Genomic DNA, 24,993 nt, shown 5'->3' with positions numbered 1-24,993 from the left:
TTAGACATTTTCAGCATACATGAATGCACGGAAGTGTGTTTTGTAAAGGGGGTTTACACATTGTTTTTTATTCAATAATTAAAGTTTATTGCAAATTTGCGTCAATGAGTTAGTAAAATTTCGGTTTATAGGCCTTGAGTTAGTAAAATTTCGGTTTATTTGACTACTGCCTTAGTAAAATGTTGTTCTGTAGCTTAGTCTGTTAGTAAAATTTTGTTCTGAAATAAGGCTTTAAGGGTCTTAATATTAGAGAAATAATAATAATCAAATGGGCAACGCTGATTTTGCGCTTTTATGTATCGAATTTGCTTTGTGGTTAATTAATTTAGTAAAAATCTGATCTGGTTGTTTGAGTGTTTTATATAGAGAGCTCGAAAGCTCTCTATAGGGACTCTATTGGTTGGCTTAGATTTAGAATTGGTTCATTGTGTTAGCTTCTCCACCTGCTTTGAGCGCATTCTCACCTGAGAAGTACTCCTTATGGGTGTCGCCAATGTTTGAACCCGCTAGGTCTTGATGCTTCACAGAAGCTTGTTCACGTCTAATTTCTTGTCGTTGCACATCACGCACATAGGCAAGCATGCCTAAATCACCAAAGTAACCTTCAGCTAAAATATCTGTGCTTAATGCAGCGGTATGATAAGTTGGAAGCGTGATCAAGTGATGGAATATACCTGCTTCACGAGCACCATCGCGTTGGAAGTTACGTACGAGTTCATCGGCAGCCGCGGCTAACTCTGAGCTATCCAATTGTGGAGCCATAAGTGCTTTTGGATCTAAACTTGGATCAGGATATTGGCTCAAATCTCGCCCTTCTTGTTGCCACTGTGCATAGACTTGCTCTCTAAACTTTAAAGTCCAGTTAAATGATGGCGAGTTGTTGTAAACTAGCTTAGCATTTGGCACGTGCTCTTTAATTCGGTTGACGAGTTCTGCAATTTGCTGAACATGTGGCTTTTCGGTTTCAATCCATAATAAATCGGCACCAGATCTTAAGCTTGTTACACAATCTAAGACAACACGATCTTTTTCTGTACCGTCTTTAAACTGATATAGACCATTTTCTAGACGGACAGGTTTGCAAAGTTGACCATCTAGTTTTATTGCCATTTCACCATCATTTAAATCATCTGCTGATGTGATTGGGGTTGTATCTAAGAATGCAGTATATTGGCTTGCTAAATCGCCAGGCTCTTTTGATACCGGTATTTTTTGCGTTAAGCTGGCACCTAAAGAATCTGTGCGTGCTACGATGATCCCGTCTTCAACGCCAAGTTCTAAGAATGCGTATCTAACAGCATTGATCTTTGCTAAAAAGTCTTCGTGAGGTACGGTTACTTTACCAGCTTGGTGACCACATTGTTTTGCATCTGAAACTTGGTTTTCGATTTGAATTGCACAAGCGCCCGCTTCTATCATTTTTTTTGCTAGAAGATACGTTGCTTCTTCATTGCCAAAGCCTGCATCAATGTCTGCGATAATTGGCACAACATGCGTTTCAAAATTATCAATGTTATTGATTATTTCTTGTGTATTTGCCCCGGTCGCTTTTGCATCATCTAGTTCGCGATATAGGTGATCAAGCTCTCTTGCATCGGCTTGCTTTAAGAATGTGTAGATCTCTTCGATGAGCTTAGGCACAGATGTTTTCTCATGCATACTTTGATCTGGTAATGGGCCAAATTCAGAGCGTAGTGCGGCGACCATCCAGCCACTTAAGTAAACGTATGAGCGCTTGGTTGTTTTTTGGTGACGTTTAATTGCCATCATCATTTGCTGGGCTGTAAACCCATGCCAGCAGCCAAGAGATTGTGTGTATTGACTGCTATCTTGGTCATAAGCTGCCATGTCTTCTCGCATGATTTTTGCGGTGTACTTTGCGATATCTAAACCGGTTTTGAATCGGTTTTGCAAAGTCATGCGGTTTGCAAATTCTGGATTGATAGATTGCCAAGTTTTACCGTTGGTTTGGCAAAGGGTAGAGAATTTATCGAGCTGTGATTGGTAGCGAGTCATAATTAAATCCTTCGAACGGGTTAGCTATATTTTTGGTTGTGAGAGTTGCGCAATGCTAGACATCAGCGCTTAATTACACCCTAGGCTGGAATGCTAAATTTTTTAAATTTATAGTTGTTATTACGAGTATATTTTTCGTGAATGCTTAAGGGGGTTTGTTTTACGGGTAAATACGATATGGTTATTTAAACCCGTTCAAAAACTCGACTTAGGACCATTGTTATGCAAGCTAGTGTGCAAGAAGCTGGATTAACCATAGATAAAAGGCTTTATGACTTTATAAATCAACAAGCTATTCCCAATACAGGCATTGAACAATCGGCGTTTTGGCAGGGGTTTGCCTGCATTATTGACACTCTCACACCGTTAAATAAAGCGCTGTTATCAAAAAGAGATTTGTTGCAGCAGCAAATCGATTCTTATCATCAACAGCATACGTTTTGGAATAAAGAGCAATATCGGACATTTTTGGAAGATATAGGTTATTTGCATCCAGAGCCAAATGATATTTTTATTGATACTGAGCTTGTTGAGCCAGAGGTCGCTTTAACTGCTGCACCACAGCTCGTCGTTCCGGTCAGTAATGCTAGGTTTGCACTTAATGCGGCAAATGCTCGCTGGGGCTCTTTGTACGACGCTTTGTATGGTACCGACGTGCTTAGCGAAGAAGAGGGAGCCGAGAAAACTTCACGTTACAATCCGGTACGTGGTTTTAAGGTGATGGCTTATGTTCGACAGTTTTTGGATAAGGCACTACCTCTGAACCATGGCTCGCACATTGAAAGTACTAACTATTCTGTTGTTGATGGGCAACTGTTGGTTACACTTAATGACACCACACAAGTGACGCTTGCAAGCCCATCTCAATTTGTCGGTTATCAAGGTCAAGCACAAAACCCCAGCGCTATTTTGCTCAAACATAATGATCTTCATATCGAGATCCAAATCGATCCTCACCATGTTGTCGGCCAAGCAGATAAAGCCGGTGTTAAAGATGTTGTGCTTGAATCTGCTCTAACCACCATTATGGATTGTGAAGACTCAGTTGCAGCAGTTGATGCGCAAGATAAAGTATCGGTCTATCAGAACTGGCTTGGGCTGATGCAAGGCACGTTAAGTGAGACTTTTGTGAAGCAAGGTGAGCAGGTAACCCGTAAGCTTAACGCAGATCGCACTTACACCAGTAAAGACGCAGAGCGAATTACCTTAAAAGGCCGCAGCATGATGTTTGTGCGTAATGTTGGGCATTTAATGCAAAATCCAGCTATCTTGGATCCCCGAGGTGAATGGGTTTTTGAGGGGATCATGGATGCCGTGATCACATCACTATGTGCTATGCACGATCTTAAGGGTAATAGCTCGGTTCATAACTCGAGTGTACAAAGCATCAATATTGTAAAACCAAAAATGCACGGCCCTGAAGAAGTCGCATTTACCGAGCAGCTATTTTGTGAAGTTGAAGCGTTACTTAAATTACCTGCAAACACCATAAAGCTTGGTATTATGGATGAAGAACGTCGCACATCGGTAAATCTTAAAGCTTGTATAGCGCAAGCGAAGTCGAGAGTGGTGTTTATTAATACAGGCTTTTTAGATAGAACGGGAGATGAGATCCACACATCAATGCTGGCTGGTCCCGTTCTGCCTAAAGCGCAGATTAAATCTCAGCCTTGGATAATGGCTTATGAAAACCGTAATGTTGATATTGGTTTAGAGTGCGGGTTTAGTGGTAAAGCACAAATAGGCAAAGGAATGTGGCCAATGCCGGATAAAATGGCGTTAATGATGGAGCAAAAGCTAGCTCATCCCCAATCTGGTGCGAATACCGCTTGGGTGCCCTCTCCTACCGCTGCAACACTACATGCCATGCATTATCACTTCGTAGATGTATTTGCTAAACAAAATGAGTTATTAGCGCGTCAAAAAGCATCTTTGGATGACTTACTTACTCCGCCTCTTCTTTTGGATATGACGTTGAGCAAAGAAGAAATCCAAGTAGAGCTGAACAACAACGTGCAAGGCATTTTAGGGTATGTTGTGCGTTGGATTGACCAAGGGATTGGCTGCTCTAAAGTGCCAGATATAAACCATGTTGGTTTAATGGAAGATAGGGCCACTTTGCGTATTTCGAGTCAACATATCGCGAACTGGCTGATGCATGGAGTGTGTAGCGAGCAACAAGTACGTGACACTTTTGTACGTATGGCGCAGATAGTAGATAGCCAAAATCAGGATGATCCTCTTTATCAGCCGATGGTGAGCAATGGGCAAGATCTCCAAGATAATCTCGCGTTTCAAGCGGCTCAAGCATTAGTGTTTGAAGGCAGCAAACAACCTAATGGCTACACTGAACCGCTATTACATGCTTACCGGTTAAAATATAAAGCTCAAGCAAGCTAAAACCTAAGCAGTTGATATAACAACCAGACCTTTGTCTGGTTGTTTTGTTTTTAGGTCCTAAAGTGCTTGCAAAGTGGTCAATATTATCCAACTATAAAAACAAAATATTTGATGGACTGAACCTATGCACTGTAAAACATGGCTAACTGCGTTGCTCTTTACACTAGCAACGACACAGGTAGATGCTAAATCTGATGTAATGACATTGGAAGAGCTTAGCTTTGCTCAGCTACAGCAGCTCGTTGATGATAAAAAAATAAGTTATCAACATATAACTCAGTATTACTTGTCTCGAATCGCTGAGCTTGATGATAGTGGCCCAAAGCTCAATGCCATTATAAGTTTAAATACTCAAGCGTTAGATATTGCAAAGCAACGAGACGCTCAACATAGTGTTAATAAGGCTCATAGTTTGCTTTTTGGTATGCCAATCGTTTTAAAAGATAACATCGAAACTTCGGATAATATGCCTACAACAGCGGGTGCTATCGCGCTTTCAAACAATTATGCAAAAAATGATGCTGAACTGGTTAAAAAGCTCAAAGCTTCGGGGGCTATTATTTTAGGGAAAGCGAACTTAAGTGAGTGGGCTAACTTTAAGTCAACGCAAAGTTCAAGTGGTTGGAGTGATATCGGCGGACAGACCAAGAATCCTTACGTACTTAACCGTACCCCTTGTGGTTCAAGTTCAGGCTCTGCCGTTGCTGTTGCCGCAAATTTAGCGGTTGCAGCAATAGGCACTGAAACTGATGGCTCTATTACATGTCCTGCAGCGCATAATGCGTTAGTGGGTTTAAAACCTACGGTTGGTTTAGTATCAGGCAAGGGAGTTATCCCTTTGTCTCACTCTCAAGATGCGCCAGGCCCTATGACCCGCAATGTACAAGATGCTGCAATTTTACTTGAGGTGTTATCAGGCTCCTTACCTAATTCTTATCAAAAACACCTAAAAGCAGATGGGTTAAAAGGTAAGCGGTTAGGGGTAGTTCGCAACATCAGCGAGTTTAACAGCATTGCTAGTAAAGCATTTGCCAAAACACTTGATGTACTTGAACGTGAAGGAGCAATCGTTATTGATGATCTTACGTTGGACTATCAAGATGCACTGTCACAAGCTGAGTTTGATATTTTGTTGTATGACTTCAAGCATGACATCGAACAGTACTTGGCTAATACGCCAGAGCAAGTTAAGGTTAAATCGCTCGCTGAGCTGATTAAATTTAACAAGACGCTGGCTCGCAGTGACTTTAATCAAGGTTTGCTTGAAATGGCTAACAATAAGGGTGATCTGCAAAGCGAAGTATATCTCGCTGCTAAAAAGTTAGTTGCTGAGAAAGCGAGAAAACGCGGTATTGATGCTTTATTAGCCGAGCATAATTTAGATGCAATCGTGGCGCCAACAAATGGTCCTGCATGGGTTATCGATACGCTTAATGGTGATCATTACACAGGAGCCAGTTCCAGCCCAGCAGCAATAGCAGGCTATCCGAGTATTACTATTCCGATGGCTTTTTATCGAAATCTTCCTTTGGGTATCTCCTTTTTTAGTGGTGCAAATAGCGAAGCTACATTAATAGAGATTGGATACGCTTTTGAGCAGGCGACTCAAATTAGGAAAGCTCCAGAGTTTTTGAAGAGCATTGACGAATAAGTAAACTGTTAACCCCCTTTACAGTTAACAATAATGGTAAATTCATTCAAATACGTTGTTTAATCCATCGTGATTTGAATAGGAGCCAATAGTAAAAAAATCCATAAAAGTTATACGGTTAGGGGGCAGCTGTTGTTAGTGTGCTTTAAACGCAAATAATTGACCTTGTCTTATGAATGCGTTGTTATCAAAGCTCAATCGAAATAAGAAATGGAGTCCTAATGAAACGAAGTATTATTGCTGTAGCGGCAAGCATATTAATGGCAAGCAATCTTGCTAGCGCTAAGCCGCTCGAACTAGAAGATGTATTTGATCTTGAATATGCAAATCAAATTGAATTTAGTCATGATGCCGAGCTGGTTTATTTTGTGCGCAACCGTATGGATATTAAAACGGATAAAAAAGTCAGCAATATATGGTCGGTTAATGTAAAAACAAAGCAATTACTGCCAGTGACAAGTGGTGTGCATATTGACTATGCGCCGACACTTTCTCCCCAAGGAGATCGCTTAGCGTTCATTTCGACTCGAGATGGTAGTAGCCAAATCTATGTTAAGTGGCTGTCTTCAGGTGCGGTGGCAAAAATTAGTAATTTAACACAATCACCCAATTCCCTGAGTTGGACGCCAGATGGAAAAAGTATTGTATTTAGCCAATTTGTGCCTGAAGCCGCTAAAACGCCAGTTAGTTTAAAGGGTAAACCGAAAGGGGCTACTTGGGCTAAACCGCCTGTTTTTATAGATGATGTTTTCTACCGTGCCGATGGCGCAGGTTACAGCAAATCCGGTTTTACACATATTTTCAAAATTGATGCAAACGGTGGTAACGCACAGCAGCTTACTTCAGGACGTTTTAACCATGGAGGTCAGGTCAGCTTTAGCGGCGATGGTAATACGTTGTATTTCTCAGCCAACCGTCACCCTGATTATGAATTAAAGGTAATCAATAGCGAAGTTTACTCGCTTGATATGAAGACGCTGGAGATCAAAGCCGTTACTCAAAGAGTGGGTCCTGATAGAGCCCCTGCAGTATCGCCTAATGGGCGCTTTTTAGCCTACATTGGATATGACGATAAGCGGACCAATTATGAGAACGCTCACGTTTATGTGATCGATCTTGAAAAAAGTGAAAGTCGAGTTTTAACTCAAGATCTTGACCGCAGTGTCGAGAGCATTCAATGGGATAGTAAAAGCAGAGGCCTGTATTACAGTTATGACTCTCAAGGTCAGACGGTCGTTGCTCACCAGCCACTGAACTCAAAAGCTAAAATCATTACTGAACAAGTTGGTAGTGTGTCATTTGGCAGACCCTATTCAGGCGGAGACTTTGACGTAAGTGTGAAAGGAGACGTTGCATTTACTATGGCGGATACACAAAGGCCAGCTGATGTAGGTGTGGTGCAGCGCGGCAAAACGCAACGTCTAACGCAATTAAATGAAGATGCGCTTGCGAATAAAACACTTGGTAAAGTGGAAGAGCTTTGGGTTAAATCAAAACATGATCAATTGGATATTCAAGGTTGGATTGTTTACCCCCCTAACTTTGACCAAAGTAAAAAATATCCACTCGTGTTAGAGATCCACGGTGGACCTGTTGCCAACTACGGTCCTCACTTTAGTGCTGAAGCGCAATTATTTGCAGCCAAAGGTAACGTAGTGTTGTATATGAACCCGCGGGGCAGCGATTCATATGGCAAAACATTTGCACAAACAATCCACCATAATTACCCTAGCAACGATTTTGATGATTTAATGACAGGGGTAGATGAAGTTATTAAAAAAGGCTTTATTGATGAGTCTCGATTATTTGTAACCGGCGGTTCTGGTGGAGGTGTACTTACCGCATGGACCGTTGGGCATACCGATAGATTTGCAGCTGCTGTTGTCGCTAAGCCAGTAATAAATTGGTTTAGTTTTGTATTAACAGCTGATTTTTATCCATATTTTGCAGATTACTGGTTCCCTGGTAAGCCTTGGGAGCATACAGAGCATTATATGAAGCGCTCGCCTATTAGTTATGTGGGTAATGTTAAAACCCCCACTATGTTACTTACAGGTGATGCTGACTATCGCACGCCAATCTCTGAAACAGAGCAATATTACCAAGCATTAAAGCTTCAAGGTGTCGAAACCGCAATGGTTAGGATCCCTGACGCATCGCATGGTATCACTGCAAGGCCTTCTAACTTGATGAATAAAGTAGCATATATTCAATGGTGGTTTGATAAGCACAGCAATAAATAGTCACAGTGGCTCGCTATTTGTTTTGAATGCCAGCATATTGCTGGCATTTTTTTTATATATTGTCCTATTCTTAATAAACTCATTGATAGTGCTTGGTGGTTGGTTTGTTATCGTGTGTGCTCAAAGCGACGGTGCTTTTGATTTGTTTTTCGGTAAACTTTTGTGCTCTGGCTGTGTCACTTTATCTTGACGATGAACGTGACTTTGCTGTCTATCAAGGTCTCAATCCAGCAACTAACATAGCCAATAATACCAATAAACTCATCCTAGATTTACTTCCCAATGGCAAAGTAACCCTAGTGCCTGCAAGTCACCCCCGTGCTCTGAAAGATATGCGTACCACTGAAAATGTGATTTGTATGACCAATAGAGTCAAAAATAAAAAGCGATTAGAGGAGTTTTTATTTAGTTACCCAGTCAATATTTATTTGAGCCGACGCCTTTACCAACATGCGTCGGAACCAGCGCTATCTGCATCGGTGTTAACTGGCGATGGAGAAGTAAAGTCTTTGCAGGCACTTTTTACATTATACAAAGGTGCATTGATAGCGTTTACACCTACCTTATCTTATGGTCCTTTTTTTGATAAACAATTTGAAAAGGTTAAAAAAGAAAATAAAGTGATTTTGGCGGGAAGTAACCCATTCGCAGAGATGTATCACTTGTTTAAATCAAGACGCGCTGACTTTTTACTTGAGTACCCAGCAGATATGTATCTTTTTTTGAAGGAAAGTCCTGCTGATTACCGTGCCTATGAAGTGGCTGATGCTCCCCGTTATGTTCTTGGCTACTGGATGTGTAACAATAATGCTAAAAGTAGGGCATTTTTAGCTGTATTTAACTCGCTTATGATGGAAATTTACCATTCAGACGCATTTTATGATGCGCACTTAAAATGGCTACCTGAATCTTCAAAAAAACAAACCCGAGCGTATTTAGATGAATTGATCCGGTTACTGACTTCTTCTGAATGAAAAAACGTTGAGGTGTAAAAATGGGCTATCGCTTTATATCATCACCCCATCATTACGTATTCTATTAGTCATTGCTTATTTTGCATTAATTTAGACTAGCACTTTTAGTGCTTGATAGCCTATGCTAGTAAGTGTGAATTATGAAGTGTGTTGTATTCGATGATGTTGATCCGCGTGTTATGTTTGCTCTGTTTTATGTGTTCTTACTGTGCCAATGCGATTTTTTTGCATGTGGAAGATGAAAGTGATTTACGTGTGTTACGCAAAGAAATCCCCCCTTCGAGTATTGGCAACAACACTAACTTGTTAGTAATGAGTTTTTTGAATAAAGGAGATGTTACTTTAGTTCCCTCCAGCTATAAACGTGCTCTGAAGGCTATGCAGACAAAAGAACAATCAGTTTGTGTGCAAAATAGAATTAAAACCCCAAAAAGATTCGATAATTATTTGTTTAGCTTACCCATCAATATTTATTTGAGTCACCGTTTATATCAGCATATTCAATCTCCCCCGCTGAGCGCTGAGCTACTTAACCAAGTCGGTGAAGTGCGTTCTTTAGTGAACATTTTCGACAAATATAAGAATGCGGTAATCGTACTTTCACCTTCGATGTCTTATGGCAACTATTTAGATATGCAAATTAATAAAATTCCCGAAAGTAATAAAGTACTACGCGATGGAACTAACCATTATGACATGACTTTTCAGATGTTTAGGCATCGTAGAGCGGACTTTTACCTTGGCTATCCCGCTGCAATATTTAGGCATTTACAAAAATCACCCTCAGAGTTGCGAGTTTACGACATAGCCGGTGCCCCGAAATACATTGTTGGTCACTGGATGTGTAACGACACTCAACAAAGCCGAGCTTTTTTGAAAAAGCTCGATCAAGCTTTAAGAAAAGCTTATCAAACGGCCGAGTTCTATCACGCACATTTACGTTGGTTACCCGAAACTGCACAGTTAAAGACGAAGGGTTATCTTGACGATTTACTAAAATCTTTCGATATTTTGCCCCCAACAATGGTTGAGCACTGAGAATGCGTGGTTATTTGTAAGGTTATAACGGTTGGTTTTTACTCATAGAGTAGAATATTCGTTAACTGAAATCGCCTGACTAATTGAGAGCATTTTACAAAAGTGTAAATGCTGATTTTTTATACTGATTCATTTCTAATTTTTTGTTTTTAATATATTTTAATTGATTTTGATAGCTTGCTCTAAACCTCATGATAAAGTCTGTTTATTACCAATTGGACCTTTAATCGGTTTATTTGTAACTTTTCTGTAAACATTCACCTCTATATTAGCGCTCGGCTGCGCAGCCTACTCATAAACTTTAAGATTTTTTATAACAGGAAATATAATGAAAACTATTACTTCTATGTGCTTCAGTGCACTATTAGGAGCGTTAGCTATTGCACCAGCATATGCCTCTTTGTACAAAGATCCTGGCTATGTAGAGCAGTCGTCGCGAGTGGTGACAAAAAACAATGCGGTAGGCAGAACTCATCAGTATCGTGATCAGCAAGGTTGGATGTTTGTTGACAGCGTTGCCAATGGCGCTACAAGTGGCTTTTATCAGGCTGGTAACTGGCTTAAGTTACATAACCGTAACTTTAAAATGGCCATTGGCTTTGTAGAGTTTTCTTTTAACCCTTCAAAGTTAGACTGTACGCAAGGTATGAGCTTTAACTTAACGGTTGGTGAAGACTCTGTGGCTGCGTTTAAGCCTAACTGTGATGATTTGCTTGATGCATCTGTTACTTATCCGATTGAATATTATTTTGATTTGATCCCCGAGCCTATTAAACCAAAATTAGAATTGCCATTAGACCCATTAGGTTTATTAAAGCTAGGTGTTAAGTTTGGCGCTGGTATTGAAGCCGGTGCAGACTTTACTGTAGGTGGTGTAATAGGCGGACATGGCAATGAAGAACCTTTTGAGGTTGATGGCGTGCGACGCCCTGATTACATTTATGCGTCTGTTGAGCCATATGTCGGTGGTGTAGTATCAAGCGCGGCTTATGGCTCGTTTGGTCATGGTATTGCTGAAGCTGGTGTGAAAGGTAAGCTGAGCTTGCTTAAGGTTAAAGGTAAGGGCTACGTTGAAGCGGGCATTCGTCGTGTTGTGGTTGATGAACAAGTTCGTGAAGAGGGCTTTTTGGAGCTTAAAGTATCTGGGAAGCTATCAGGGGGAGACGGAAAAATTCAAGGCTATTGTAAAAAGCTTTGGGGCTTATTGGTGTTTAACGTAGATATCATGAAGTGGAAGCCACTTTATGAGCGTGAAAGAACGTTCTACGAGTACGCAAGCCCTAGCTGGGAACAACTTTAATTTTTATGTGGCGGCTAAACGCCGCCATTTTAGGAGTATGTTATGAAAATTAGAGTGTTTGTTGTAAGTCTTTTCGTTTTATCCATAGCCGCTGTTGTTGGTTACTGGATGAGTCAACCCTCTTCTAATAACACGTCAAGCCAGTTAGCGGGGCGTGCGGATACATTTGCTTTTGATGCTAAAGAAGAGGTAAATCAATTTACTTACTTTGTGCAAGTTGATTCTTCTATTCGCTCTGATAGCCAGGTCGTGTTATCGCATTCGCAGCTTAGTTGGCATATGCAGCTACAAAAACAAAGTGATATAAACTTATTGCTTGGTCAACTGAATGATATTGCTTATACCCAAGACAATAAGGTTGTGCCTTTGGTTAACACTTTACCTTTTACCGTTGAGCAGCAACAACATCGTTTTGAACAACTTGACTTACTTGGTTTACCGAGTGAGCATACACTGCAGGTCGTTAATCAGATCTTTGATTTACTCAGTTATGATTTAAGTCAGCCATTAATTATTGAAGAAGCTCAACGCAAGGTTAGTTACCAGTATGAACAAATAGACAATACAATTGTTCGCCAAGCGCAGGAGATCACTTACCATAACGCCAATCATAAACCTAAAAAAGAACAACAAGATTGGCAGTTGTTAATTACGCCTTCTGGCGATATAGAAAAACTAAGCTATATCAACACGTTGCACTGGCAGCAACAGCAAAATTATATTGTTGAACAAAGCGTGAGTGTGACCAAGGTAGCCAATTCGTTTCAGGCACTTACCAGTAAAGGTCCAAATGTAAATGCGCACTTAATCACTGAACAGTTACAAACTAGACAGCACGAAATATCAGACGAAAGCACTTTTAAAGCAGCGTTGGTGGAGTTAAAAGCGTCTTTATCAGTGGAGCTTGCACAAGCTGTTGGCCAATATTTGGTTGATAGCTATAGCGCTTATGAAATTCAAGCATTGTTAAATGCGATGCCAGATTCAAGCTCGGCCATTATTTATGCTTTGCAAAAGTTACAGACCCCTCAAGCCGAAGCTGTGTTGGTTGATCTTATCCAGTTTGAGCAAACGTCTGACTTAGATAAACACAAGTTGGCTATGGCATTGGGTCGTTTTGGTGCATCGAGTGCGCTATCAGTCCAAACCTTGCAATCTATAGCCGAGCAACCAAATCATCAAGTGGCGAATACAGCTTTGTTAAGCTTGGGAACCATGGCGTATTTTTCACCAGAACAAGCGGTCAATGTGAAGCGTTACCTGCAACATAATATTAAAGAGAAATTTAATTTATCAACGACAATTTTGGCGGTTGCAAATAGTAAAGACACTCGCCTACTTGCACAACTGCCCCCTCTACTAAGTAGCAGTGATGACTCAACCAAACTGAATAGTATTAAAGTTTTGAGTAAGCACGCTGATTATCAGGACCAGGTGGTGTCGGCGCTTTTGGCATCCCCTCAGCCTAAGTTTGTAGCGGCCTTTACCCGTACCATGCTTGAAGCTGGGCATAGTTTAAGTGCTGCAAACATGGCAAGGCTTCAACAGCTACAAAGTCAGACGCAAAACCCAGTGGTGCGTAAAAAAATTGCTGAATTACTTGAGGGTAAAAGAAGCTAAAAAGTGAGGTGAGTAAAAGATACCAGCCTATCGATGGTATCTTTTACTTTTTAGCAACTTAGAGCGGGCCTGTATTTTTAGCTGGAGCAAGCCAGTCACTTTGCCAAATATAGTTACCATGGATGTAATACAAGTCATTTTGGTGAATGATTGCACGGTCATTACCTGACCAGATATATGGTATGGTGTCACTATCAGGATACGTAATCACACTACGGCCTATGTAATTCATTTGCTTTTCATTAGGGTCTAGTTCAAATGCTGCTAAAGCATTCTCTCTTGACCACGTGTCTGATGAGGAGCTTGAAGTTGTGTTATGCCATTTTTCTATCGGTAAAGTGAAGCGATATTGACCATCATTCATTTTTAGTATGCTAAATGCGTGATAGTTCGACTCGACTGCGGAGTAGGCATTGTCAAACTTGTGTACATTGAGCTGCAGTGGGTTATTAATATCACTTATATCGAATAAGCTGACTTGTGTGCCTTGAGCGATGACAGGCAAGTCACTATCTAAATCGTTTACGTGTTGGCCTACGCCAAGCAATAAGTGATCACCCACGGGGTGTAGGTAAGATGAGTAACCGGGGATCTCAAGTGCACCGCTGATAATGGGAGCTTGCGCATTTGATAGGTCAATCACATACAAGGGATCGGTTTGTTTAAAGGTAACGACGTAGGCTCTATCTTCTACAAATCTTACCGCATAAATATCCTCATCTACGATGCCTTTGCCGTTGACCTTACCTATTTGGGTTGGTTGAGACGCGTTTGGCAGCTCGCTAATAGTCGCAAGTTGATTACCTTGTTGTTCTAGAACAAATAGTTTGTGATTGAATCCATCCATATTGTTACCATCAGTGGTTACCACTCGCAAAAACTGTTGGTTTTCGCTAAAGCGCAAATTGGGGCTATTCCAACCAAAATGACCCGTCACTTGTCCTGTTGCAGTGTAATCAAGTGTACTATCAGCTAGGGTGAATTTATGAATAACCGAGCTTGAAGCGCCTTCGTTGTAGTGTGTGCTGTACGCATAGAGTGCTTGTTTTGACGCATATAAACCTTCTATATAGGTGTTAACGCATATAGAACTTTGTTGAGTTGGATCTGCTAGTGATATTTTAGTCAGCGTCATGACGGCGTCATAACCATCATTTTGGTTTGCATCTTGATTTATATAACAATCGGCAGGATTGAAGAGAGCTTGGGTTTGCTCATTTAAGTTATTTTGTATCGATGGTAAGAGCTGCTCAACATTTAACTGCTGTATGGCTTTGTAGTCAGCAAGCTTGCTTTGCTCACTGTTATCAATGCCAACAAAACCATCGAATTTAGGGTGAAAATTACTGACGATGTAAAGCTGACCGTCCACTACCCTGGTATCTATTAGCTGTCCATCAATAGTGTAATGGGCCTTTACAGTCGTTTGCTCAGGAATGCTCACATCCATCAAACTCAGCTCAAATTGTTGTGCGGTGGGTGCAGCAATCGAAGAGCTAGCAGACAGCTGTGGTTCAGGTAAACTGATACCAAACCATCCCATGTCATGATTCAGCACAGCAAGCGTTTTATTATGGAGGTACAGTTTCTGATTCTGATATTCAGAATGAGTACTGATAACTTCTTTTACTTGATTAATATCACCTGACTCATCGCGTTTCATAATGCGAACATATTGATTGGGTTGCTCTGGAGCTTGAAGGTTATGTGCAGTGCTTGCACTAATGTACATATATTGGCCGTCATATTTAATTCTATCAGCTTCGTCTACGCCTTGTTCTTGTACATTGGTGCTTGAGGACGTTGCTGTTATAGCCGATGAGTCAGCATTTGACTCGTTACTACTTGTTGGTTGACTTGGTGAGGTGTATTCATAGTGGCGCATGAATAAACCATTTTTTAGGTGCATTGCAAATTGCTCTGCGCTGGCTTTTGTCAGAGGTTGGGTGGACACCTTAATACCATTGAGTTGTGGCAAGCTATCCGTTTTTTTATCTGCAGTATCGTTATCACTTGAACAGGCACTGAGTAATACACTGATACCAACCGTAATTAAACGTGAGTAAAACATTCTATATCTCCTTTTATCAATCTCAGCTACAACTGTACAAAATATCCTCTGAATAACTGTTACCTTTAAACAGTGAATTGTTATTAAGTGTTACTCTAGATAGCAAATTGCAAATACGGTGGTAAATTAGCGTGTGTAGATCATTTTTTGTCAGGTAGGGTGATTTACCGATGAAGCGCTTGCTCGCATTTTCAAACAACGCTAATAACCTTGAGGGGACACGCTTGAAACAGCTTTTATTAACACTGTGTTTTATGCTGACATTGCATGCGAATGCACAGTCATGTGAGCCTGTAAGTACTGAGTGTATTGAGGTTGGACAGTGGCAATTTGGTTTAGCCGTTGGCGCTGGTGTTTTGACTAACCCGTTGAGTGGAGGGGGTAATATCCCGTTGCTGGTCATTCCATACGTAAGCTACTATCGAGACCGATTTTTTTTGGACAACACAACCTTAGGTTACACTTTTAATAGTTCTCGCCATTTCGATGTGAGCATCATTGTTGAGCCCAATGCAGAGCAAGCTTATTTTGAACGGTTTCATGTTCGTAACTTGATAGCACCCGACAGTTTTTTTGCAGCCAGTGGTACTGAAGTCGATAGCGGGATAGTGCCCGATGGCTCGTTGAGTGATAATGAATTATCTCCCACTGTCCCTAAAATTAGTATCGATGATATCTCTAAACGCAAATGGACGATTGATGCTGGCGTGTTAGCACATTGGTATGTTGATGATGGCGCAAAGTTTACAGTGTCTTGGCTTAAAGACCTAAAGGGAGTGTATAACGGTCAGCATGCGACTTTGTCTTATAGCCAGCAAATTGCACTACCTGATGATATTAGCGCTAAATTGCAGCTAAAGCTTGGGGCACATTGGCAAAGCGAACAATTAGTAGATTATTATTACGGCCTGCGAAGTCGCGATAGTAAGGATCGGAAGCTTTATTATCAAGGCAAAAGTACACTCTCCCCTTTTATTGCTCTTGCGTTTAACTACCGTCTTAACGCTCGCTGGCAATTTAAAGTGAGTGCCAAGCATAAATTTTTAGGCGCAGGTATTAGTGATAGCCCATTGGTCAAGCACCAACATACAAGTAGTATCTTTGTTGGGGGGCTATATGAATTTTAAAGCGTATCCGGTAGTTGCGCTGGCATTGATTGTGAGCTCTGCGCAGTCGATGGCTGTAGAGACAAATTCAAGGCAAACGTTACTAGAAATAAAGCCAATCACATGTATTGTTCGCCAGTTGGGAGAATTATGCCAAATGACCATTAAGCTGCACTGGCAGACTATGGCCCCCATTAATGCATGTTTATATCAGGAGCAAACCAAACTGCGATGTTGGCAAGCGAAGCAGTTTGTGAATGAGCAACTTGATATTTCACTACAAAAAAATATGAATTTTCGTTTGCTTGACAATAAAAATGACTTGCTTGCCCAGCAGATTATTAATGTAAATGCTGCGGTAAGCCGTCAATATCGCCGCAAATTAAAAACAGATTGGAGTATTTTCTAATGGCCCATGTGATGCTTGTTGAAGACGATATTCGCTTGGCTGATCTCACTGCACAGTTTTTGCAAAGTCATGGTTTTGCTGTGACCCAAGTGCATGATGGAGAGCAAGCGTGTAAGGATATTGTCGCTGTCCAACCTGATGTTGTGGTGCTAGATATTATGCTACCCAGACGCGATGGGTTTAGTGTTTGTCGCCATGTACGCCCTGATTATCAGGGCCCCATTTTGTTTTTAACGGCAAAAGACAGTGACTTTGATCAAGTAAGGGGACTAGAGATAGGGGCTGATGACTATGTTATTAAGCCTGTTGAACCCCATGTTTTATTGGCTCGGGTCAATGCGTTATTAAGACGCAATAGCGCAGTGATAAATAGTAGTGAGCAGTTAAATTTGGGGCAATTGAGTATCAATAAAGCGAGTCGTAAAGTAACACTTGATGAGCAAGAGGTAGAGCTGACCAGCTACGAGTTTGATTTGCTCTGGGCTTTGGCTAGTCGCGCAGGAGAAACGCAAAGTCGTGAATATATATACAGACACGTGGTGGGGCGTGAGTATGATGGCCTTGATCGCAGTGTTGATGTAAGGATCTCTCGGTTACGTAAAAAACTGAATGATAACTTGGAGCAACCGCAAAGATTGATCACTGTTTGGGGTAAAGGTTACTTGTGCTCTAAATCTGCTTGGGGATAGGTTTTAGATGGTTCGACTGTTGTTCAGCCTATATTTAGTAGTGTTTGTGAGTATTATCGCTATTAATCAAGCAAGTGAGTTTATCTGGCAGCAGTTTGTCTATCAGCAACCTGATGATTTACGTCATGCTTCGCTAGTTGCTAAAAAGTTACAACAAAGCTTGTTGCAAAGCACACAGCTGCCGGATTCACTCGCGCATTATAAAATAGATGAAGTTGCATGGTTGCCAGAACAAAAAACAAGGCTTTTGCAAGGTGATGTCTTAACGACTTACACTGAGAAAAATGAGGCACTCCTTTGCTTTTTATTAACAGGCAACGATACGGTGGTACAGTTAGGTCCGTTCGAGCCGGTTGAACACGCGACTATTCCCAAGTATTTACTAAAGTTATGCTCATTTGTGATCCTAGCTTTATTGCTAATGTTTTGGCTACGGCCTCTGTGGCGAGACTTAACGCAGTTTAGATATGTCACAGAGCAGTTATCCAAAGGCCAATTAGATATTTCAATTGCCCCTTCTCGGTTTTCAGCGATTGCCACGTTAACGAGTCAATTCCACACCATGGCAACAAAAGTGGCAAACTTAATGAATAACCAAAAGCATTTAGTTAATGCTGTTTCTCATGAATTGCGTACCCCGTTGGCTAGGTTAAAGTTTGCTTTGGCGATGCTAGAAAAGCAAGCCCCCGAATCAGTGCCTCAAATGTCTCAAGATGTTCAAGAAATGGAAGTCTTGATAGATGAAATGCTGAGCTATGCGAGATTAGAAATGGCGCAAAGCACGCTAAAGTTTGCACCGTTTGATATTGTCGCTTTAGTACAAGAGCAAATCGATAAACTGCACAGAACAACTATTAAGCAAATTGAACTTGATTGCTCTTACCCTGCATTAACGCTTACAGCAGAGCATTACTACATGGCGCGAGTGTTGCAAAATCTTTTAGGAAATGCGGATAAATACGGGAAAAGCAAAATCTATGTGGCAATACAAAAAATGCCTAGTGACGTTAAAATTATTGTAGGTGATGATGGTAAAGGCATTGAAGAGCATGAACGTGACAAAGTATTTGAACCATTTTCTAGATTAGATAAGAGTCGAAATAAGTGTTCAGGTGGCGTCGGTTTAGGTCTGGCAATTGTCGACAAAATAGTTGCTTGGCATGGTGGACGATGCGAAATAGAACGCTCAAAATGGGGGGGAGCCCAGTTTGTAGTATATTTGCCACATGCCAATGAGCCTAAAACTTTATCTTGCCCCTGAGGTTTTTAGTTTGTCCTCGTTTTACTTTACTCTCTACGCGTTTTCTTTGTGAGCTGCGAGTTGGCTTAGTCGCACGGCGTGCTTTTTGAGTTTTGGTCGCTTCCAATATCAATGCTTTTAGCCTTTGTAATGCCTCTTCTTTATTCATCTCTTGGGTACGGTGAGATTGAGCTTTAATGATCACCACACCGTCTTTAGTGATTCGACTATCATTGAAGGTCAACAAACGTTGCTTATAATAGTCAGGGAGCGCAGAATTTTTTATGTCAAATTTTAGATGAATGGCACTCGATACTTTGTTGACATTTTGACCGCCTGCTCCTTGGGCTCGAATGGCGGTGAGTTCTAGTTCCCAAGCGGCAATTTCGACGTTATTTGATAGTCGTAGCATGTAAGCCTAAATCTAAGTGGCGAATAGGGCAATATTACCATAGCAATGACAATCATAAAAACATGCGACATAGGCAGCGTGTTTTTATGATTTAATTGAGTAACGGGCGAGCTTATACCACTGGCACCATTACTCAATTAACGCTATGCGCATGCAATTGATTCACGGATATGATCACACTCTTGAAGGTAACCATCTTTGATTTGAATAACTCTGTTGGCAAGTGCGGCTTGCTCATTATCGTGCGTGACCATGATAATACTGGTGCCCTGAGCATTGATGTCTTTGAGCAATGACATGATGCCGTCAGCCATTTTTGAATCTAAATTACCAGTTGGCTCATCTGCAAGAATAACGGATGGCGAGCCGGCTATAGCGCGTGCGATGGCAACTCTTTGTTGTTGGCCACCAGATAATTGTGACGGGTAATGGCTTTTTCGCCCTGCTAGTCCCACTTGCTCTAGAGCTTGTAAAATACGTTTATGGCGTTGTGCATAAGTAAACTTGCGATAACGCAATGGCATATCAATGTTGTCGTACAGGTTTAACTCAGGGATGAGGTTAAAACTTTGAAATATAAAGCCAATTTTTTCATTGCGATAAGCTGATTTTTGCTTATCTTTCATTTTTGATACATCTTGACCGTCTAACTCATATAACCCTTCGCTGTGCTCTTCTAGTAAGCCAGCAATATTGAGAAACGTTGTTTTTCCAGACCCTGACGGGCCGATAACGCTGACAAACTCACCTTGTTCAATTTGTAAATCAAATGGCTGTAGCGCTTGAGTCTTGATATTTTCAGTGAAAAAAGCTTTTGCTAGCTTGTGCATTGTTAACATATGTTTTAGTCGTCCTTGCTATTGTAAAATACGAACACGTGGTGCATTTTTAAAAATGTTTGTATCGGAAACCACAACGCGTTCTCCCAGTTTAAGGCCTGAAATGACCTCTACTTGCGCCAAGCTGCGCGAGCCAAGCTCGATAGGGGTTTTGATGGCCTCTTCTCCATTTAATACATAGGCGAACTGGCCATTGTGCGCATTAATAAACTGCCCTCTGGGCAAGTAGGCAATGTTATTCTTTTGCTCAAGTATGATGCGTGTTGTGAGTCTTTGGTTTTGTCTAAGCCCTGTCAAAGAGGTATCTTTAAAGCGGATTTTCCCGCTTACAGCGCCATGAGATATCTCTGGCGAGATGGCAACTAATTCGCCAGCATACTGAGTTTGGTTTAATGTGATTTGCGCTTCCATACCCAACGCTAAGTCATCAGCATAGCTTTCAGGGATTTGTACTTCCAGCTCATATTGTGTTAAATCAACCACGCGTAATAATGCTTGGTTCTTCGCCACAGAACTCTTTTGTTGTACATTTAAATTACCCACTAACCCTGTCACAGGCGAGATTATCTTTAACCCATCAACCTGTCGCTTTAATTCTGTGACTTTGACTTGTTGGGACTCTAGCTCCAACTCTCGAGTTTGTATTTCAAATTTTTGACTCTCTTTGAGTAGTGCGACTTCTTTGAGTACATGTTGGTATTCGCGTTTGGCATTTTGTAACTCATCTTTCGCTTTTTGATAATCTATATCACTGATCACATTGTTTTTCATTGCATCTTCAGAGCGTCGCATTTCTCTTTGTGCGGCATTGAGCGCCACTTCTGCTTTTCCAATTAAGTTGTCTTGCTGTAGTCTTGATTTCTTTACCTGAATTTTCTCACGCTCTAGATGTGTTTTTAGCTTGGTTAGGTTTGCAACTTCTTGATTATATAAACTCTTTAGTTCAGGGCTATCGATGGTTGCCAGAGACTGGCCTACAGCTACACTGTCACCTGCCTCTACATGATATGTTACGGTCCCTTGCGCTGGGCTATAAATTACAGGACGTCTTGCTGCAACAACTTTTCCTTGTAATGAAAAGTCTCTTATGAATAGGCCTTTCTCTACTTGTGCTACTCTAATCTTGTCTAAAGCAACTGAGTTTGTGCCATTGCTCCAATTTGTGAATGCTGGTGTTATAACAAAATATAGCAGTAAAAAAAGCAATACTAACCCGCTCATAAACCAAATGCTTTTTGCTTTAGAAGACTTACCTGAGATTTGTGTATCCTGAGCGCTAGTATCTGGAATATACGTCATATGCAGTCCTTTTTTATCATTTGACGGTCAAAAATAATGAGTGGCTCATTGTAAATTTCATGTTTAAAGCGTTCAAAAATGCGCATGAGTTATGCTTGTATAAAAGTACATTGTTTTTTATAAAATGTCACTAAAGTTAATTTTTTGTTTTTGTTGTTTTTTAATTGTGTGGTTTTCGTCAGTGCCCTCGGTATATTTACGTCTTGTCCCCTTTTTGCTTTGTTAGTTCTAAATATCTGCTTTCAATAAATTTTTTCTCTTTTGTTAAGTGCTTTAATGCTTGTTTGGTTTGTTCCAACTCCGCTTTTATCTCGTTGAGATCTGCACCTTCATTGGTGTTAGTGGCTTGTAAGGATAATTGCTCTAAAGCTTGGCTCTGCTCTGCAATTTGTAATTTATAATTATTAAGTGCCTCGGTCATTCTTGCTTTTTCGCGCTCAAAATCCATTGTCATTTGCTGTATATCACCAGAGGGTGAAGCTTGTGATTGTATTGCCTCGTATTTTTCTTGCAGTTGTTGATGTTCTTTTTGCAAGTTTTCAATTTCATCATGTTGATTGTATAGCTTTTTCTTTGCCTGTTTTAACATACCTGTGCTTTTATCTAGATCGCCTTTTAGCTTTCTGATCAAAGTATGAGATTGGATAAGCTTTTGGTTGAGCGCTTTAATAGAGGCTTGCTCTTTTGGGGTGATATGATCCTTGGTGGAGCTTCTTATTTCAGCAAGTTGCTGCTCTAGGGTATTTTGGATTTGAGAGAGCTGTGCGATTGTTTCACTATTATCATTGACATAATTAAGTGCATTATCGACGGACTCTCGGCATATATTTAATATGTCTTCATTGGGTATATTTGATTGTTGCTTTATCATACTGGTTGCAAAATGCCTAAACTCGCGCAATATTAGCAATAGAATATAAAACCAAGCTGCTAAGATGATTAGGCCAAAGTTAATGGCAATATACTGGTAGACTTCGGTGGATAACTGAAAGCTCTGCATTTTTTTGTTACTTAATTCTTTGAGGACTCCCTTTCAGTTTAGTGATGCATAAAAAATATGCCTATAATAAAAAACAAGTTTTTGTATAAAGTGGTCAAGTGTGAAGATATTAATTGTGGATGATAGCCAAGCGACGCTAGAGATTGTTAAGCGGGCATTACAAAGTTTTGGTTATCGAAAGCTCTTCATTCGAAAAGCGAATAGTGTGAAGACCGCCTTAAAAGAGATAGGTAATTGGCAACCAGACATCGTGTTGACAGATTGGTATATGCCAGACATGTCAGGGCTCACCTTGTTGCGGGCGATTAAAAAGCGACAACTTAACATGACTGTTGCCATGATCACCACCGTTGATGAGCAATCTCAAATTGACGAGGCTTTGCAAGCTGGTGCTCGTTTTGTTTTATCTAAGCCTTTTTCAGACAAAGAACTACATGAGCAGCTGTTACCATTAGTTCAGGGTACTGAAGAAAGTCAGGTAATGCTCGAAGAGGTCGAAATAAACGGTGAACTTGCTTTACCTAAGTTAAATCAACTTGAGCGACTTATTCATAAGCATGTTGATAAAGATTTGGTTATTCAGTCGATTAAACCTCAGTATTTTGATGAAACCAAAGTACCTTGTGTAATGGCTATGTATGAAGATAGGCAAACACAGAAGGTACGGGCGGTTGGTTTACTGGATATTTATGCAACCTGTATCTTAGCCAGTAGTCATCATCAAATTGCGCCCGAAGAGATCCAGCAGGCTATCCATCAAAGTATTTTATCTAATGATATTATAGAGTCATGTAAGCACACATTAAGCGCTACCGCTTATGCGTTTTTAGATAAACGTACTCGCATGAGTCTTCGTATTAAAGCAGTAAAGTTTATTGGCACACCGTTTAAAAAGCTCGAGTCTTTGTATGATACTCCGCTCGATAGCCGCATTGACTTTAGTTGCCAACGAGAAGGTATGGCGCTGGGTAAAGTATTACTCGTCGGGTTTTAGACTTAAGAATCTTAGTTTTTGCTGTGCTTTTTAATTCGGATATGGTTTTATCTCAAATAAAAAGCCTCTCCGTTTAGTTTAACAGCCAGCATTGCTACACCAAGTAATTTTGCTGCCTGCATGTGCTTTTTAAGCACCTGATCAAAACCTTTGGGATTAGGCTTTGTATAAAAATGAATACTTCCTAATTAACAACGTTATTTTCCTAATTGTGGCAAACATACCGTTCTGATTATGTTTAAAGCCAAACGAGCCCAGGGTATGGTTTAGTTTTTAGTGCGTCTAATCTGCTTTTTAGTGAGCCAACGTGTAACTCTAGTTTGTGGCCATCAGGGTCTAAAAAGTACAATGACTGCCCTTCGCTTTTGTTTTCTTTCCAAATTTTTACTCCGTTTGAAAGTAGCTGCTCGCTAAAACGAGCAAATTCATGCGGCGCAATATCAAAAGCGAAATGGGTGTAATCTACTTTGGGACAAGTCTCATCGCAAGAAAGGCAAAGCCACAGCTCCCCAACTGATAGGTATGCACCTTTGTCCCACTTAACATGGGCAGTTAACCCTAGGATATCTTGGTAAAACGCTAAAGAGCGCGTCAAGTCACTAACTGCAATTGTGATATGGTTGAGCCCTAAAATCACTGCCTACTCCTGTTATGACCCCTGCAGAGGATTTAGTAAATTTTATAGTATCTGAATAGCAAGGGTTTTATACTAGGTTCAAAGCCCACTAAACAAGCACATTTGCCAACAATCCCAAATCACCAATGCCTGCTTTTTTGAGGGCATCTTGTAAAGATTGGGTTATGGCCACCAGTTGTAGTTGTAGTTGCGTTAAGGTGTCACCTTGTTGCTTTACTAAAGTGGCTTTGGATTCTTCATCTAGGTCGTTTCTTGCCTTGAGTTGCTCAAGGTGTCTTTTCTGTTCTTTTATTTGTTCTTTAATTTTCTTTTGTTGCTCAATTAATGCTTCAATATGAGCAGGAAGCTCCGGCTTATTACTGTCGCTTTGTTCATTGCTATTGAGTTCATTGCGCTTTGTTAGTACATCTGGAGCCATACGTAATACCGGGGTTTGATAACCGGTTAATGTATTATCGGTAGGTTCTCTCTTACCCTGTTCGGGTTGATATGATGAGTGCGTTGTGGGTAGTGTTTTCACAATGGTCTCGATAATCACGACATCTACATACATCGTTTATCGGCTCAGTGTCAAAAAGCTTGATATGGTTGTAGAAATAGAGCGGCATCCTTTCCGCTGCAAGTGCTTGGGATCAATGGAACTAATGTAACTGTGCTTTGTCTGCAAAAAGGTTGTTTCACTGCATACATATCGCAAAAATAAGGATGCAGGTTAGTGAGTAATTGCGTACTTTTGAGCCAGTAAAAGCTGGCTGTTGTGCAATGCTCTCTTAATAGCCTGTAGCATGTTATTGCCTTTTGCTTTAAGCCTAATGCTGGGTAACCCCGGCAAGTGAAGATGGATGCGACATTGTTTGAGCACTCCGTGCGTTTGAGACTCAATGTCATCAATGTGCAGCTCAACACTACGAATATTTAATGCATATTTGTGTAGTTGAGTAGTGATCAGCTTTGTGAGTTTTACCTTCATCATAGCTGTGACTGTTTTGTCTTTAATCGATAACTTAAGTTTCATTGCTTAGCTCATGTGTTAATTGATTCAACTTATCGCACCG

General features: G+C 40.7%; 21 protein-coding genes. 12 read left to right on the top strand and 9 right to left on the bottom strand.

Going from position 1 to position 24,993, the window contains the following annotated elements; all coding sequences use genetic code 11:
* Positions 1 to 411 precede the first annotated feature (411 nt).
* Complete coding sequence (locus GDK41_RS20025; RefSeq protein WP_152088239.1) at positions 412 to 2,016, bottom strand: isocitrate lyase; 1,605 nt, start codon at positions 2,014 to 2,016, stop codon at positions 412 to 414.
* Positions 2,017 to 2,238: 222 nt separating this feature from the next.
* Here GDK41_RS20025 and GDK41_RS20020 point away from each other — a divergent pair, with 222 nt between their 5' ends.
* The 7 genes from GDK41_RS20020 to GDK41_RS19990 all read left to right on the top strand — a co-directional run bounded on the left by GDK41_RS20020 (position 2,239) and on the right by GDK41_RS19990 (position 13,242).
* Positions 2,239 to 4,416, top strand: coding sequence for a malate synthase G (locus GDK41_RS20020; protein WP_152088238.1), 2,178 nt, complete (start codon positions 2,239 to 2,241; stop codon positions 4,414 to 4,416).
* A 124-nt stretch (positions 4,417 to 4,540) separates the two neighbouring features.
* Positions 4,541 to 6,067 (top strand): amidase, encoded by a 1,527-nt coding sequence (locus tag GDK41_RS20015; RefSeq protein WP_152088237.1) that lies wholly within the window; start codon positions 4,541 to 4,543, stop codon positions 6,065 to 6,067.
* A 221-nt stretch (positions 6,068 to 6,288) separates the two neighbouring features.
* Complete coding sequence (locus GDK41_RS20010) at positions 6,289 to 8,310, top strand: S9 family peptidase (RefSeq protein ID WP_152088236.1); 2,022 nt, start codon at positions 6,289 to 6,291, stop codon at positions 8,308 to 8,310.
* A 173-nt stretch (positions 8,311 to 8,483) separates the two neighbouring features.
* On the top strand, positions 8,484 to 9,284 hold the full coding sequence (locus GDK41_RS20005; RefSeq protein ID WP_152088235.1) for a hypothetical protein: 801 nt from the start codon (positions 8,484 to 8,486) through the stop codon (positions 9,282 to 9,284).
* A gap of 195 nt (positions 9,285 to 9,479) precedes the next feature.
* Complete coding sequence (locus tag GDK41_RS20000) at positions 9,480 to 10,322, top strand: transporter substrate-binding domain-containing protein (RefSeq protein WP_152088234.1); 843 nt, start codon at positions 9,480 to 9,482, stop codon at positions 10,320 to 10,322.
* A gap of 328 nt (positions 10,323 to 10,650) precedes the next feature.
* Complete coding sequence (locus tag GDK41_RS19995; RefSeq protein WP_152088233.1) at positions 10,651 to 11,622, top strand: hypothetical protein; 972 nt, start codon at positions 10,651 to 10,653, stop codon at positions 11,620 to 11,622.
* A 42-nt stretch (positions 11,623 to 11,664) separates the two neighbouring features.
* Positions 11,665 to 13,242 carry a hypothetical protein gene (locus GDK41_RS19990; RefSeq protein WP_152088232.1) on the top strand — a complete coding sequence of 526 codons (1,578 nt, stop codon included), beginning with the start codon at positions 11,665 to 11,667 and terminating at the stop codon, positions 13,240 to 13,242.
* A 58-nt stretch (positions 13,243 to 13,300) separates the two neighbouring features.
* Here the strand turns inward: GDK41_RS19990 and GDK41_RS19985 are convergent, their stop codons facing one another.
* Positions 13,301 to 15,313, bottom strand: coding sequence for a beta-propeller domain-containing protein (locus GDK41_RS19985; RefSeq protein ID WP_152088231.1), 2,013 nt, complete (start codon positions 15,311 to 15,313; stop codon positions 13,301 to 13,303).
* A gap of 224 nt (positions 15,314 to 15,537) precedes the next feature.
* Between GDK41_RS19985 and GDK41_RS19980 the strand changes: the two genes are divergently transcribed.
* Genes GDK41_RS19980 through GDK41_RS19965 form a run of 4 tightly spaced genes read left to right on the top strand, consistent with a single transcriptional unit; the run spans position 15,538 to position 18,778 of the window.
* Positions 15,538 to 16,440, top strand: a complete 903-nt coding sequence (locus tag GDK41_RS19980) for a MipA/OmpV family protein (RefSeq protein ID WP_172971692.1) — start codon at positions 15,538 to 15,540, stop codon at positions 16,438 to 16,440.
* Positions 16,430 to 16,828 (top strand): DUF3019 domain-containing protein, encoded by a 399-nt coding sequence (locus GDK41_RS19975; protein WP_152088229.1) that lies wholly within the window; start codon positions 16,430 to 16,432, stop codon positions 16,826 to 16,828. Before GDK41_RS19980 ends, GDK41_RS19975 begins: the two co-directional genes overlap by 11 nt.
* A complete protein-coding gene (locus GDK41_RS19970) occupies positions 16,828 to 17,517 on the top strand; it encodes a response regulator transcription factor (protein WP_152088228.1) in 690 nt (229 codons plus the stop codon). Before GDK41_RS19975 ends, GDK41_RS19970 begins: the two co-directional genes overlap by 1 nt.
* A 46-nt stretch (positions 17,518 to 17,563) precedes the next feature.
* A complete protein-coding gene (locus GDK41_RS19965) occupies positions 17,564 to 18,778 on the top strand; it encodes an ATP-binding protein (RefSeq protein ID WP_232056597.1) in 1,215 nt (404 codons plus the stop codon).
* Here the strand turns inward: GDK41_RS19965 and arfB are convergent.
* The 4 genes from arfB to GDK41_RS19945 form a co-directional block, all read right to left on the bottom strand.
* The gene (gene arfB, locus GDK41_RS19960; RefSeq protein ID WP_152088226.1) at positions 18,756 to 19,169 is read right to left on the bottom strand and encodes an alternative ribosome rescue aminoacyl-tRNA hydrolase ArfB; all 414 of its coding nucleotides are present in this window, start codon (positions 19,167 to 19,169) and stop codon (positions 18,756 to 18,758) included. The genes GDK41_RS19965 and arfB overlap by 23 nt on opposite strands.
* A 143-nt stretch (positions 19,170 to 19,312) precedes the next feature.
* Positions 19,313 to 20,008, bottom strand: coding sequence for an ABC transporter ATP-binding protein (locus tag GDK41_RS19955; protein WP_152088225.1), 696 nt, complete (start codon positions 20,006 to 20,008; stop codon positions 19,313 to 19,315).
* Positions 20,009 to 20,026: 18 nt separating this feature from the next.
* Positions 20,027 to 21,307, bottom strand: a complete 1,281-nt coding sequence (locus tag GDK41_RS19950) for an efflux RND transporter periplasmic adaptor subunit (RefSeq protein WP_152088224.1) — start codon at positions 21,305 to 21,307, stop codon at positions 20,027 to 20,029.
* Positions 21,308 to 21,503: 196 nt separating this feature from the next.
* Complete coding sequence (locus tag GDK41_RS19945; protein WP_152088223.1) at positions 21,504 to 22,307, bottom strand: chromosome partitioning protein ParA; 804 nt, start codon at positions 22,305 to 22,307, stop codon at positions 21,504 to 21,506.
* Between the two features lie 100 nt (positions 22,308 to 22,407).
* Here GDK41_RS19945 and GDK41_RS19940 point away from each other — a divergent pair, with 100 nt between their 5' ends.
* On the top strand, positions 22,408 to 23,301 hold the full coding sequence (locus GDK41_RS19940; protein WP_152088222.1) for a response regulator: 894 nt from the start codon (positions 22,408 to 22,410) through the stop codon (positions 23,299 to 23,301).
* Positions 23,302 to 23,539: 238 nt separating this feature from the next.
* Here GDK41_RS19940 and fos read toward each other — a convergent pair whose 3' ends face one another.
* The 3 genes from fos to GDK41_RS19925 all read right to left on the bottom strand — a co-directional run bounded on the left by fos (position 23,540) and on the right by GDK41_RS19925 (position 24,953).
* The gene (gene fos / locus GDK41_RS19935) at positions 23,540 to 23,938 is read right to left on the bottom strand and encodes a fosfomycin resistance glutathione transferase (RefSeq protein WP_152088221.1); all 399 of its coding nucleotides are present in this window, start codon (positions 23,936 to 23,938) and stop codon (positions 23,540 to 23,542) included.
* 88 nt (positions 23,939 to 24,026) lie between these two features.
* The gene (locus GDK41_RS19930) at positions 24,027 to 24,458 is read right to left on the bottom strand and encodes a hypothetical protein (protein ID WP_152088220.1); all 432 of its coding nucleotides are present in this window, start codon (positions 24,456 to 24,458) and stop codon (positions 24,027 to 24,029) included.
* 192 nt (positions 24,459 to 24,650) lie between these two features.
* Complete coding sequence (locus GDK41_RS19925) at positions 24,651 to 24,953, bottom strand: hypothetical protein (RefSeq protein WP_152088219.1); 303 nt, start codon at positions 24,951 to 24,953, stop codon at positions 24,651 to 24,653.
* Positions 24,954 to 24,993: the final 40 nt, after the last annotated feature.

Source organism: Pseudoalteromonas sp. A25, assembly GCF_009176705.1.
Classification (GTDB): Bacteria; Pseudomonadota; Gammaproteobacteria; order Enterobacterales; family Alteromonadaceae; genus Pseudoalteromonas.
Note: the sequence above shows the minus strand (reverse complement) of the source record. Positions and strands in the feature narration are given on the sequence as shown.